Raw genomic sequence first — 13,316 nt, forward strand, 5'->3', positions numbered from 1 at the left:
CTCCTGCAATTGAGTGCCAGCTGAAAGTTTAGCCGCCGCGCGCCGGCTGCGCCAACCGGCCGCTCAGGGTTGCAGCGCCTTGAGCAACGCCTGATGGAAGCGCGCCGGCTCCTCCATTTGCGGCGCATGGCCCAGCCCGGCGAATTCGATCAGCGTGGCGTGCGGGATCAGTTTCGCCGCCTGCTTGCCCAGCACCGCGTAGTGCCCGATCTTGGCCTTGACTGCCGGCGGGGCGATATCGCTGCCGATGGCGGTGGTGTCGGCGGTGCCGATCATCAGCGTGGTGGGCGTTTGCAGATCCTTGAACTCGTAATACACCGGCTGGGTGAAGATCATGTCGTAGATCAGCGCCGAGTTCCACGCCACCAGGCGGTGGCCCGGCCCGTTGTTCAGCCCGGCCAGCATATCCACCCAGCGATCGTACTCCGGCTTCCAGCGGCCGCCGTAGTAGGTGCGCTGCTCATAGTTGCGGATGCCCTCGGCGGTGGTGTTCAGCTCGCGCTCGAACCACCGATCGACGTTGCGCCACGGTACGCCTTTCGCCTTCCAGTCCTCAAGGCCGATCGGGTTGACCATCACCAGCCGTTCCACCGCCTGCGGATACATCAGGCTATAGCGCGTGGCCAGCATGCCGCCGGTGGAGTGGCCGATGACGATGGCCTTGCTGATGTTCAGATTCTGCAGCAGGCCGTGGGTATTTTGCGCCAGCTGTTGGAAGCTGTACTGGTAATGCGCCGGCTTGGTGGAGGAGCAAAAGCCGATTTGATCGGGCGCGATGACGCGGTAACCGGCCTTGCTCAGCGCCTTGATGGTGTCCTGCCAGGTGGCGGCGCAGAAGTTTTTACCGTGCAGCAGCAGCGCGGTGCGGCCGTTGGCGGCGCCTTCCGGCGGCACGTCCATATAGCCCATTTTTAACGGCTGCCCCTGCGAGGTGAAGCTGAATTGTTGCAACGGGTAGGGGTAGTGAAAGCCCTGCAGCTCCGGGCCGAATTTCGGCGTTTCGGTAGCGCCGGCGGTGAACGCGGCCAACGTGGCGCACAACAGCGCGCGGCGGGTTAATCTCAGCATCCTGATCTCCTGAAAAGGGCGATAGCCGAGTATAGCCACAATCGGCGCGCTGGCGCGCCAGTGGTTTCAGATAATTCTGTAATATTACGGTTTGATTCCCGGCAAGATTCCGACAACGGTCTTTTTCACAGTGAACGGGGTCACGCCGTGCAACATTCGCAGTATCTGATGGTTTTATTTCAAGGCTAAGTTATGCGATGCTTAAGCATTATTTATGCAAAAGGATCCTCGCATGTCCGCTTTATCCCGCTGCGCTTTCAGCGAAGGCAGCGTCGCTTTGCCGGAAGGCTATGCCGATCGCACCGTCAACGTGCTGTTGGCCGGCGATGATGTTTCCCCCTCAGTCAATATTTCCCGCGATGCGCTGCAGCCGGCGGAGAATCTGGAAAGCTACGTCACTCGCCAGCTTGATGCGCTGGCGCAAGGGCTGAAAGGTTGGGCGTTCAAAAGCCGCGAGCCGGCGTCGCTGGGCGATGGGCTGGCCGCCGGTGAGTGGGTACGCGCCAGCTACCTGCGCGACGGCAAACGCATCTGGCAGAACCAGGCGGTGTTTGCGCTGGCGGAAGGCCGGGTGCTGGTGTTCACCCTGGCGATGGCGCGCAAGCTGACGCCGCAAGATGACGCGCTGCTGCAGCAGGTGCTGAACAGCTACCGGGCGGCCTAACGATGAACTCTTTGCGTAAAAGGAACTTACGATGACCGAAGCGGCCCGCGTCGGCGATACCATCGGGCACTCCCATGCCCTGGCCGGCATGATTGCCGGCACCCTTGTCGGCGGCCTGATCGCCGCCGCAGGCGCATTGGCGGCGGGTGCGCTGTTCGTCGCCGGCCTGGCGGCTTCCTGTATCGGCGTCGGCGTGCTGCTCATTGGCGCCAGCCTGGCGGTGGGGTATCTCACCGGGGAGGCGGCCACCGCGGCGCGCGACGGCATTGCCGACGCCGGTGCCGGTAGCCTGACCCCCAAAGGCACTATCGTCACCGGCTCCCCCAACGTCTTCATCAACGGCAAACCCGCCGCGCTCGCCACCAACAGCCAGGTGGCCTGCAGTGACGACGGCCCGAGCATGCAGATGGCGCAGGGCTCCGACAAGGTCAGTATCAACGGCCAGCCCGCCTCGCGCGTGGGTGACAAAACCAACTGCGACGCGCAGGTGATGGAAGGTTCGCCCAACGTGTTTATCGGCGGCGGCACCGTCACCACCTTGCCGATCAAGCCCGAAGTGCCGGATTGGCTGTATAAGGTCTCCGATCTGACGCTGCTGTTCGCCGGCCTGGTGGGCGGCGTGGGCGGCGCCGCCGGCAAGCTGGGGGCGCTCGGCAAACTGCTGGGCAAACTGCCCGGCATCAACAAACTGGCGCGCATCGCCTGCCGCGCCGGCACCCTGATGACCGCGACCGCCGCGGTCGGCATTATCGCCCGGCCGGTGGATATCGTCAGCGGCCAGAAATTCCTCGACGGCGAAGACGATCTCGATTTCGTGCTGCCATCGCGCCTGCCGGTCGCCTGGCAGCGCTATTGGCGCAGCGGTAACCCCGGCGACGGCGTGCTGGGCCGCGGCTGGAACCTGTTCTGGGAGAGCAGCCTGCAGCCGTATCAGGACGGCCTGGTGTGGCGCGCGCCTTCCGGCGACTTCGTCGCTTTCCCTAGGGTGCCGCGCGGCCACAAAACCTATTGCGAAGCCGAAAAATGCTGGCTGATGCACAACGACGACGGCAGCTGGCAGCTGTTTGACGTCGGCGAACAGATTTTCCACTACCCGCCGCTGGCGGGCGAGCAGCCGAGCCGGCTCAGCATGATCACCGACGCCATCGGCAACGCCACCTCGCTGTTTTACGACGACGAGGGGCTGCTGAGCGAACTGGTGGACAGCGCCGGGCAGCGCCTGATGTGCCGCTATGCGCAGGGCCGCCTGCGCGAAGTGGCGTTGCAAACCGCCGAAGGCGAACGGACGCTGGCGCGCTACGGTTACGATGAGCAGGGCCAACTGACGACGGTGAGCAACCGCGCCGGTGAGGTAACGCGCCGCTTTGGCTGGCGCGACGGCCTGATGATCAGCCACCAGGACGCCGCCGGGCTGCTGAACGAATACCAATGGCAAGAGATCGACGGCGTGCCGCGCGTGACGGCCTATCGCAACAGCGCCGGAGAATCCCTTGAGTTCGGCTATGACTTCGCCGGCGGGCGCCGCAGCGCGGTGCGCGGCGACGGCAAGCGCGCGGAGTGGCGGCTGGATGACGACGACAACGTGGCGCAGTACACCGATTTCGACCAGCGCCGCTACGGTTTTATCTACCAACGCGGCGAGCTGTGCAGCGTGCTGCTGCCCGGCGGCGCGCAGCGCCAGAGCGAATGGGACCCTTACGGCCGCCTGCTGTCGGAGACCGACCCGCTCGGCCGCGTGACGCGCTATCAATATTCGCGCAACAGCGGCCGGCTGTTCGCCGTCGCGTACCCGGACGGCAGCAGCGAGGCGCAGCACTGGGACACGCTGGGGCGCCCGACGCGTTATGTCGATGCGCTGGGCAATGCCACGCTGTACCGCTATCCGGATGACGAAGAGAGCCTGCCGGCCAGCGTGATCGACGCGCTGGGCGGGGAAGTGAAGCTGGAGTGGGACGCCCGCGGCCAGCTGACGCGCTACACCGACTGTTCCGGCAGCGTCACGGCTTATACCTACGATGCGCTGGGGCAACTGACGGCGCAGACCGATGCCGAAGGCCACCAGACGCGCTACCTGTGGGATAACGGCGGCCGCCTGCATACCCTGATCCACCCGGACGGCGGCGAAGAGCGCTTTAACTGGAACGCGCACGGCCAACTGGCCGAACATCAGGACGCGCTGGGCAGCCTGACCCGCTGGCAGTACAACGCCCTGGGGCTGCCGGTCAGCATCACCGATCGCATCAACCGCACCCGGCGCTATCACTACAGCCCGCAGGGCTGGCTGACGCGGCTGGAGAACGGCAACGGCGGCGACTACCGCTTCAGCTACGATGCGGTGGGCCGAGTGCTGGCCGAAGAGCGCCCGGACGACACCCGCCACTATTATCGCTACGGCGCGGCCGGGCTGCTGGAAGAGCACCGTGAGGTCGGCCTGCCGGGCGGCGCGGGCGAGCTGACGCAGCGCGAACAGCGCTTCCGCTTCGACGAGGCCGGGCAACTGGTCTGGCGCGGCAACGCCAGCGCGGAATGGCATTACCGTTTCGACGCCATGGGGCGGCTGCGCGAGCTGAACCGCCTGCCGACGGCGAGCGGCGCGGCGCTGGGCATCGAGCCGGACAGCGTGCAGATGCGCTATGACGCCGCCGGGCGGCTGCTCGGCGAGCAGGGCGTGAATGGCGAACTGCAATACCAATGGGATGCGCTGGCCAACCTGCAGGCGCTGACGCTGCCCCAGGGCGATCGCCTGCAGTGGCTGTATTACGGTTCCGGCCACGCCAGCGCCATCAAATTCAACCAGCAGGTGGTGAGCGAGTTCACCCGCGATCGCCTGCACCGGGAAACCGGCCGCAGCCAGGGCGCGCTGCAGCAGCAGCGGCGTTACGACGCCATGGGCCGCCGCAGCTGGCAGAGCAGCGCCTTCGGCCACGACAAACTGACCCGGCCGGAAGACGGCGTGCTGTGGCGCGCTTATCGCTACACCGGCCGCGGCGAGCTGGCCGGGGTGAGCGACGCGCTGCGCGGCGAAGTGCACTACGGTTACGACGCCGAAGGCCGCCTGCTGCAACACCGCGAACCCAATCAGGGCAAACCGGGCGCGCGGCTGGTGTACGATCTGGCGGATAACCTGCTGGGCGAGCGCAGCCCGCAGAGCGACATCGACGCGCACCTGCCGCTGGCGCCGATCGCCGACAACCGGCTGACGCACTGGCAAAAACTGTTTTACCGTTACGACGCCTGGGGCAACCTGATCAGCCGGCGCAACGGTCTGTACGAACAGCACTACTGCTACGACGCCGACAACCGGCTGGTGCAGGCGCACGGCCGCGGCCCGCAGGGCGAATTCGAGGCACAGTATCATTACGACGCGCTGGGCCGCCGCAGCCGCAAAGCGGTGCACTACAAGGGCAAAACCGAACAGACGACCCATTTCCTGTGGCAGGGTTATCGATTGCTGCAGGAGCAGCGCGACGACGGCAGCCGCCGCAGCTGGAGCTACGATCCGGCCAGCCCGTGGAGCCCGCTGGCGGCGCTGGAGCAGGCGGGCGACAGCCGCTCGGCGGATATTTACTGGTATCACACCGATCTGAACAGCGCGCCGCTGGAGGTGACCGACGCGGCGGGCAACCTGTGCTGGTCCGGGCAATACGACACCTTCGGCAAGCTGCAGGGCCAGACGGTGGCCGGCGCGGCGAAGCGGCAGGGCGCGCAATATCAGCAGCCGTTGCGTTACGCCGGGCAATATCAGGACGACGAAAGTGGCCTGCACTACAACCTGTTCCGCTACTACGAACCCGAGGTGGGGCGTTTCACCACGCAGGATCCGATAGGGTTGGAAGGCGGGTTGAATTTATATGCATACGCGAAAAATCCGCTCATTTGGGTTGACCCGTTAGGCCTTACTGGTTGTAGCATTCAACCTGGCAAAAACTTTAAAGATCACTTTATTCGGCATAAAGGTATACTAGAAGGCTATTTAGGGAAAAAATATCCAAAATGGAAAGTGGATGAAGGTGCTGAGTTCTTGAGAGATGTTGAAAAGTTACGAGATAGCGGGAAATTGGTCCATGTAGGACAAGGGACAATTAAAAAAGGTCAACCTGTGATGGAGATATATAGAGGGGAAGGGATGACCTATATTTCTAAAAAACTGTCTGATGGTAGGGAGGAGTTTGTAACTCTTATTGAGTCTGGCAAAGGCATGGATCTTGGGATTATTTTTTCACCATAGTGAGCGTATATGAAAGAATTTATTGAGCATGTAATTAGGAGTAGTGTCAGTGATATAATTGTCACAGGTTATATAGATGGAGAAACACCACCAGTGTTTCATCCTATGTATGACAGAGTTTACTTTATATCAGATGAGGCTATATTTGAACTTTACATCAATGATGATGGGGTTGTTAACTCACATCTAGTTGAAAACATCGCTCCGTGGTTTGAGGTGGATGAGGATGATAAATTTTCCATGATGTCAATTTATTCGCAATCATTTAAAACTGAGCAAGAGGTTAGGATAGTTGGAGTAAATCATAGTGACGTACCGTTCTCAGGGGTTTTCTTAGAATATAAGGAGGGTGACGATGAGCGGTTATTGACTTTAGAACCAAATAATTTTTTCGGCTTTCTTATTTCATAGCTCAAAGGATTTCGAGATTGTTAAATAAAATGGTAATTAATTGTTTTAAATAACTTATTCTATTTGCTGTGGGAGGAGGAAAGAACTGTGGAATCCAATAATAATTATTATAAAGGCACATGTAAACTCATCTCTGGCGAAGGGAAGATCTATACTGAGTTTAATGGCGATGTTGCAACAAGACTAATAGCTACAATTAGGTTGAATGAGGGTGACATGAACTTCTATACTCTCAGTAGCTTTACATTTGGCGATAACTTGATTTGTTTTCCCGATCCGAAATCAAGATTGTCCAGCTTTTTTATTTGGAATGAAGGTGATGGTAAGTTCCTATCCTACTCACTGCCAAAAGGGGAAATGTCAAGTGCTTTGAGTAGCGACATTTTTAATTTGCATGACTATTTCCCTGCCAGTCTTGGAATTCAAATTTTTTCAAAAAGAGCTAAGGCTGTATTTGAACGCAAGGTTTCGTCTGAAATGTTATTCTATGAATGTGCGGTAGAAAACGTAACTGAGACGATGTTTCTTTGTAAAGTGAATAATTATTTTTCAATTATTGATGAGGAAGCCTCGACGTTCAGAGAGCTTGGAGATGGAAGCAAGCTCATTGATGTGCCTGCTTACAAGTGTGACAGGGAGTTCTTTATTGCTAGGGATAGCATCTATTGTGAAAAGATAATTGTCTCTCAGCAGTTTGTTGACCTATGTAATGAAGAACAGCTAAACATAGGCTTTGAGAGTTGCTAATTGACGTTCCCAAAAGATGCTCACCATCCTCTTATTCCTCCCCAAAACTAAATACCCAGTGTGCCGTTAATCAGGGTGCAGCACTGCCCGCCGATCCAGGGCTCGCCGTCAATAAAGCGCACGCTCACGCGGCCATCTCGCTTCAGTTGGGTGCCCTGGCGCACCAGGTAGCCCTGCGCGGTTCGGTCGCCGTCGGGGAAGCGGTTGGCTTTCAGCAAGCGCGCCAGGCAGGCGTTGGCGCTGCCCGTTACCGGATCTTCGATCAAGGCGCCACATTCCACCATAAATGCGCGCATTTCGTAATCGGCCGGTTCGGCCGCAGAACAGGCGCCATAAATCACTACGCCATCCACATCACAGGCGGTTTGCAACCGTTCGATCATGGCCTGATCCGGCATCACCGCCAGGCAAGATTGCGCATCCGGCAGGCGTATCATCAGCCAGCGGATGCCCATGTCGACAATAACCGGCAGGGTATCGGCTTCAATCACCGCCGGCTGTAAAGCGGCCATCAGCCGTTCTGTTTCCTCAACCGCCATCGCGCGAAAACTGACTTCGGGCGCGGCGAACGCCAATGCGCCTTCCGGCAGGATATTGATTGCCACCAGGCCGACGCCGCATTCCTGCATCACCGTTCCGGGGCGTTTAGGCGCCAATCCGGCTTCCAGCAGGGCGTGTGCGGTGCCCAGCGTCGGGTGGCCGGCGAAGGGCAGCTCCTTTTCGGTAGTGAAGATGCGCACCTTATAATCCGCCGCCGGGTGCGTCGGTTTAAGCACAAAGGTGGTTTCCGAAAGGTTGGTCCAACGGGCCAATGCCAGCATCTGCGCGTCGTTCAGCCCTTCGGCTTCCAGCACCACCGCCACAGGATTGCCGAGCAGCGGCGTGGCGGTGAAAACGTCCACCTGTTTGTAGGCGCGGGGTGTCACATCATCGCTTCTGAGCATTGGCCATCATCCGTTATCAACAAAACCTGATGATAACGATATTCGCCAATGGCTTCAAAGGGTTGAATTTTGTTTTGGCATACCTGCCCGTCGCCACCTCAGCCCCGGCTTGGCGAACATCACCAGGTTGCCCAGCAGAATCAGGCACAGCCCCAGCACGGCGTTGAAGTGCCACTGGTAGCCTTCGTAGATCGTCGAGATGGTCAGCGCCACCAGCGGGAACAGCAGGGTGCTGTAAGCCGCCGCGCCGGCGCCGATGCGGCCGAGCAGGCTGAAGTAGGCGGCGAAGGCGATCACCGATCCGAAGACAGCCAGGTACAGCAGGGAGCCGATATAGCGGCTGCTGAATTCGATCTGGAACGATGCGCCCTGCGCCAGGGCGATCAGCGCCATCAGCATCGCGCCGTAGGTCATGGCGTAGGTGTTGGTGGAAAAGATATCCAGCCCGCGGCGCTGATGACGCGTGCTGATCATATTGCCCAGCGAGAAGCCGTAGGTGCCGAGCGCGCTCAGACCGATGCCTTTGAGCAGCTCCGGCGCCATGCGGGTGGCGGCCAGATCTTGCCAGAACAGCGCCACGATGCCGGTCAACCCCAGCAGCGCCGCCGGCAGCAGGTTGGGGCTGGGGCGCTGGCGGAAAAACAGCAGGCTGTTGAGGGCATTGAACAGCACCGCCATCGAGAAGATCACCGATTCCAGCCCGCTGCTGATATAAGCCGCCGCGTGGTAAAAGCAGAAGAAGTTGAAACCGAACACGCAGCAGCCCTGCAACACGCAGAACAAATGATCGCGCGGGGCGATGCGGCGCAGGCGGCGCGTTAGCAACAGCACGGCGAACATCACCGCGGCGGAAATGGCGAAGCGGTAAGCGATCGAGACGGGAATAGCCACCGGGCCTTCTTGTTGCAGGGTGATCGCAATCCAGGTGGTGCCCCAAATCAGCACCACGGCGAGGTACAACAGCGCATTCATTCTATTCACTCCGAAAAAACCGATGGCGCAGTATCCGCTTTGGCGTGCGGCCGCGCTTGCAGCGCCTTGCGCCCAGTTGCATATTCTTGCGCTTTTTTTGCCAAAAGCGCGGGGCGGCCGCTGGCATGCCGAGGCGCCACTCTTTACACTGTCGGCATGTCGAACAACGGGGCCGGCGATGTCCAACTATCAGGCGTTTGAAACACTGCGTGAGCATAAAGCGCGGTTGCACGGCCGCGTGCTGCTGGGCACCGGCGTGGAGCTGGCGGCCTGGTCCAACTGTAACGATCGCGTCACGCAGGAGAGCGCCGACCACCATACCCTGAGCCTGTACGTCGCCGACGGCTATGAGTGCTACCAGCAGGTGCCGGGCGGCTGGCGCAACGGCGGCGGGCCGGATCGGTTCTGCATCATGCCGCGCCAGTATGCATCTACCTGGGATGTGCGCAGCGATCTGTCGTTCGTGCATCTGTATTGCACCGACGGGCATTTGCGCCGGCTGGCGGAGCAAACCTGGGATCGCAGCCCGGCGGCGATCAACGTAGAGCCGCGCAGCTTTGGCGAAGATCCGCAAATTACGCTGCTGTATCGCCAGTTTTTGCTTAACTGCGACTGGCGGGACAGCGCCAATCTGCTGGCGCTCAGCAGCGCGTCGAACCTGCTGATGTCGCACCTGATCCAACGCTACAGCCAGCTGCAGTGGACGCTGCCGCAGGCGCGCGGCGGCCTGGCCCCCGCGGTAGCCAGGCGGGTGCGGGAATATATCGCAAGCCATCTCGATCGGCCGCTGCTGCTGGCCGATCTGGCGGCGCAGGCCGGATTGAGCGAGTACCACTTCGCCCGCATGTTCAAGCACGCCACCGGCCTGGCGCCGCATCAGTTCGTGATGCGCGCGCGGCTGCAACGGGCGGAACAGCTGTTGCGGCATAGCCAACAGCCGATCACCGAGATCGCGCTGGCGTGCGGCTTCAGCTCCGCCAGCCATTTCAGCAACCGCTTCAAGGCGGCCTATGGATTTGCTCCGCTGCAGGTGCGGCAGGGGCGCTAACCGGATGGGAGTGCAAGCATGGATCAACAATTTGCGGGCCTGGGCGTGTTGTTCGTCGCCGGATTCGGGCCCATCACGCGTGAGAGCGACGCGAGCAAGGCGTTTTATGTCGAGGCGCTGGGGTTGCCGCTTAAGCCGATGCCGGGCAATGAGAGCTATCTGCTGGCCGAGCAGGGCGCGCTGGACGGGGTGAAACACTTCGCCCTGTGGCCGCTGGCGCAGGCGGCGCAGTCCTGTTTTGGCGACGATCGCTGGCCGGCGGATCTCGCGGCGCCGCAGGCGTGGATCGAATTTGACGTGGCCGACATGGCGATAGCCACCCAAGGGCTAATCGATCGCGGTTATCGGCTGCTGGCCGCCAACCGTGAAGAGCCGTGGGGGCAAAGCGTTACCCGGTTGCTCAGCCCGGAAGGATTGCTGGTTGGCGTCACCTATACGCCCTGGCTGCGTTAAACGCCGCGCCGTTCGCCGCCGTTTCCCTGCGGCGGGCGGATTAAGAACAAATTCGCATTAGCTTAAAGCTATCTGCGCTATAGACCTACCGAATCCCCGAGCTATTCCTCATCCTGAAAACAGTAATCCCGTTCATTGCGTAAAAACCAAGGGTCAGAACGCGCTATTGCCACGCCATTTCACGGCGATTTTTCACCCTCTTTTGGCGTCGTCAGGTGCCTGATGGGAATAGAGATTATTCTTATATTTCCGCTAACCGTTAAGAAATAATAATGATTCTCGTTTTCAACCACGGAAAGGAGAAGGAACGATGAAAACAGTGAAGCGAACGGGTATCGCGCTGGCGATAGCCCTGACTTTCCCCCTGGCATTGCCTGCCGCTACGGCGGCGCAAACCTCCCTGACAAACAGTAAGGCGGCGACGATGACGGAAAAACACGGGCAGTTTATTGCGGTTGGTAAAGTGGTGCAGGTGACCTTTGGCGATTTCGCCTTCAAGCTGGATTTTACCGATGACAAGACCATGACCTTCACCGGCATCGGCGAGGCGTCGCAGGGCATCACCGATACCGTGCAGTACACCGCGGTGGAAATTCGGCCGAAGGTCTACATGGTCTACTGGCATGAGCCGCAGTCCGGTGACAACGTGACGCATATCGAGGACTTCGAGCGCGGCGAGGTGTACACCAACATCGCCGCCAAGGACGGCAGCTTCACCCATCTGAAAGGGCAGCTGAAAATTGTAGGTCACTCAGGAAACTAAGGAGCAGTTATGAAAAAGGCATTGATCACCTGTGCGATCGTCGGCGGCCTGCTGGCGAGTTACCCGGCGCTGTCAACGGATCAGGCGGCGTCTTACAAATCGGCCGGCAAGGGCGGTTATCATCATGCTCAGCAAAAGCTGAAGGTGGTGGAAGATCTGTACGCGGGCTTCTTCAACCGCCATGACATCGGCGTGGCGCGGAAGCTGATTGTGGAAAACTACAAGCAGCATAACCCGTTCGTCGGCGACGGCATCAAGCCGTTCCTCGATTTCTTCAGCCAGACCTTCAAAGACAACCCGCAGTACAGCGCTAAAATATACCGCAGCGCGGTCAACGGCGATCTGGTCTACGTTCACGTCAAATATCAAAATAACCCGCAGGATCGCGGCACTGCCAGCGTGGATATTTATCGGGTGAACGATCAGGGGAAAATCACCGAGCATTGGGACGTCAATCAGGATGTGCCGGAAAAATCGGCCAACGACAACACCATGTTCTGATGCAAAAGGGCCGCTGCGGCGGCCCTCTACGCGCCTGCAACACTTTATTTACTTACATAAATACCAAACGTTCATCGCGTCGAGTAGGCTACGGCCGCCTTTGGCAGTGGCGGCACGGTTGATGGGCGTCATTGTCCCGCCACTGCTTGAGGCGCTTCCCTCGCATTCCCCGCTATCCCGCGCGTTTAGGCTGCACTTTTTTGAACTGATGGCGCAGCTGCAGCGCATTGAACAGCACCAATACCGCCGTCACGGCGAACACCCAACGGAACCCCATCATCGCCGAAATGCCCGAACCCAGCAGCGGGCCGACCACGTTGCCCAGATACATAAATGACTGGTTATAGCCGAAGATGCGCCCGGTCACCTGATCGGAGGAATACTTCAGCAGCAGCGCCTGCACCGCCGGCATCAGCGCGCCATCGGCGAAGCCCAGCAGAAAGCGCAGAATGCCCAGCTGCAGCGGCGTATTCACCCAGGCCATCACGGCGAACAGGCCGGTGGTGAACAGCAGCGCGGCGATCAGAATGCGCGCGGTGCCGATGCGATCGCCGAGCCGCCCGAGGCGCGGCGCGGAGATCAGCGCCGCGATGCCGGGCACGGCGGCGATCATGCCGCTGACGAAGGCGATATTGCTGACGTTGCCCGACAGTTCGCGAATGAACAGCGTCAGGATCGGGCTGATGGAGGAGTTGGCCAGCTGGATCATCAGGGTGCAAACGAACAGGGTGACGATCAGCGCCGGATAGGGCAGCGACCGGAATACCGCCTTGCCGCTCAGCTGATCCGCTTTTTTCACCGTGATGCGCCGCTCTTTAATCAGGAACAGCGTCACCAGGAAACTGACGAACATCAGCCCGGAGGTGACGAAAAACACCACCCGCAGCCCCAGATGGTCGGCCATCAGCCCGCCCAGCAGCGGCCCGGCGATCACGCCGGAGATCTGCCCGGTCGAGAGCGTGCCCAGCGCCCAGCCGCTTTTATCGCGCGGCGCCTGCGAGGCGACCAGCGCCATGGCGTTGGGAATATAGCCGGACGTCAGCCCCATCAGGGCGCGCAGCGCGAACAGCTGCCACACGTTAGTGGCCAGCCCCTGCAGCGCGATGACGATCGCCATGCCCAGCGAAGCGCGCAGCAGCATCAGCTTACGGCCTTTACGGTCGGCCAGGCTGCCCCACAGCGGCGACACCACCGCAGAGACCAAAAAGGTGCCGCTGAATACCAGCCCGGACCACAGGCTGAGGGATTGATGATCGCTGACGCCGAGTTGTTCGACGTACAGCGGCAGAAAAGGGAGGATTTGGCTCATCGCCAGCCCGGTGAAGAAACACCCGAGCCAGACCGAGATTAGATTGATTTTCCACGCTTCCATTGATTTGTCGTACCACGTTGAATTTGGAGGGGATATTAAGCACGTTAATAATAACACTGCGAATGGGCTGGCGCGGAAGAATTGCGTGAGCAGACGTAAAGCCAGCCGTGTCGTTACATTTTGCTATAAATTAATAGCTATATTA

General features: G+C 59.9%; 12 protein-coding genes. 8 read left to right on the top strand and 4 right to left on the bottom strand.

Translation table 11 applies throughout. The features are described from left to right. Nucleotides 1-63 precede the first annotated feature (63 nt). Nucleotides 64-1,068, bottom strand: a complete 1,005-nt coding sequence (locus tag EDY99_RS08700; protein WP_089197020.1) for an alpha/beta fold hydrolase — start codon at nucleotides 1,066-1,068, stop codon at nucleotides 64-66. Between the two features lie 232 nt (nucleotides 1,069-1,300). Between EDY99_RS08700 and EDY99_RS08705 the strand changes: the two genes are divergently transcribed. The 4 genes from EDY99_RS08705 to EDY99_RS08720 all read left to right on the top strand — a co-directional run bounded on the left by EDY99_RS08705 (nucleotide 1,301) and on the right by EDY99_RS08720 (nucleotide 7,118). Further along, nucleotides 1,301-1,732, top strand: coding sequence for a DcrB-related protein (locus EDY99_RS08705; RefSeq protein WP_033643010.1), 432 nt, complete (start codon nucleotides 1,301-1,303; stop codon nucleotides 1,730-1,732). A 31-nt stretch (nucleotides 1,733-1,763) separates the two neighbouring features. Beyond that, nucleotides 1,764-5,960 (top strand): RHS repeat-associated core domain-containing protein, encoded by a 4,197-nt coding sequence (locus EDY99_RS08710; protein ID WP_241157693.1) that lies wholly within the window; start codon nucleotides 1,764-1,766, stop codon nucleotides 5,958-5,960. Nucleotides 5,961-5,969: 9 nt separating this feature from the next. Continuing rightward, a complete protein-coding gene (locus EDY99_RS08715) occupies nucleotides 5,970-6,371 on the top strand; it encodes a hypothetical protein (protein WP_123061674.1) in 402 nt (133 codons plus the stop codon). 87 nt (nucleotides 6,372-6,458) lie between these two features. Beyond that, the gene (locus tag EDY99_RS08720) at nucleotides 6,459-7,118 is read left to right on the top strand and encodes a hypothetical protein (protein WP_241157694.1); all 660 of its coding nucleotides are present in this window, start codon (nucleotides 6,459-6,461) and stop codon (nucleotides 7,116-7,118) included. 47 nt (nucleotides 7,119-7,165) lie between these two features. On the opposite strand, the gene EDY99_RS08725 is transcribed toward EDY99_RS08720, so the two are convergent. Further along, nucleotides 7,166-8,062 carry a PhzF family phenazine biosynthesis protein gene (locus EDY99_RS08725; protein WP_123061676.1) on the bottom strand — a complete coding sequence of 299 codons (897 nt, stop codon included), beginning with the start codon at nucleotides 8,060-8,062 and terminating at the stop codon, nucleotides 7,166-7,168. A 54-nt stretch (nucleotides 8,063-8,116) separates the two neighbouring features. Next, nucleotides 8,117-9,034: a DMT family transporter gene (locus EDY99_RS08730; RefSeq protein WP_108680696.1), complete on the bottom strand. Its 918-nt coding sequence runs from the start codon at nucleotides 9,032-9,034 to the stop codon at nucleotides 8,117-8,119. A gap of 178 nt (nucleotides 9,035-9,212) precedes the next feature. On the opposite strand from EDY99_RS08730, the gene EDY99_RS08735 reads away from it, so the two are divergent. The 4 genes from EDY99_RS08735 (at nucleotide 9,213) to EDY99_RS08750 (ending at nucleotide 11,799) form a co-directional block, all read left to right on the top strand. Beyond that, nucleotides 9,213-10,082 (top strand): helix-turn-helix domain-containing protein, encoded by an 870-nt coding sequence (locus EDY99_RS08735; RefSeq protein ID WP_033643016.1) that lies wholly within the window; start codon nucleotides 9,213-9,215, stop codon nucleotides 10,080-10,082. A gap of 18 nt (nucleotides 10,083-10,100) precedes the next feature. Then, nucleotides 10,101-10,535 carry a glyoxalase gene (locus tag EDY99_RS08740; RefSeq protein WP_123061677.1) on the top strand — a complete coding sequence of 145 codons (435 nt, stop codon included), beginning with the start codon at nucleotides 10,101-10,103 and terminating at the stop codon, nucleotides 10,533-10,535. A gap of 310 nt (nucleotides 10,536-10,845) precedes the next feature. Then, nucleotides 10,846-11,298, top strand: coding sequence for a MoaF N-terminal domain-containing protein (locus EDY99_RS08745; protein ID WP_099783007.1), 453 nt, complete (start codon nucleotides 10,846-10,848; stop codon nucleotides 11,296-11,298). 9 nt (nucleotides 11,299-11,307) lie between these two features. Further along, nucleotides 11,308-11,799, top strand: coding sequence for a nuclear transport factor 2 family protein (locus EDY99_RS08750; RefSeq protein WP_033643018.1), 492 nt, complete (start codon nucleotides 11,308-11,310; stop codon nucleotides 11,797-11,799). Nucleotides 11,800-11,971: 172 nt separating this feature from the next. Here the strand turns inward: EDY99_RS08750 and EDY99_RS08755 are convergent, their stop codons facing one another. Continuing rightward, complete coding sequence (locus EDY99_RS08755) at nucleotides 11,972-13,171, bottom strand: multidrug efflux MFS transporter (protein ID WP_046687015.1); 1,200 nt, start codon at nucleotides 13,169-13,171, stop codon at nucleotides 11,972-11,974. Between the last annotated feature and the right edge of the window lie 145 nt (nucleotides 13,172-13,316).

Origin of the sequence: Serratia sp. LS-1 (assembly GCF_003719595.1) — a bacterium.
Taxonomy (GTDB): domain Bacteria; phylum Pseudomonadota; class Gammaproteobacteria; order Enterobacterales; family Enterobacteriaceae; genus Serratia; species Serratia ureilytica.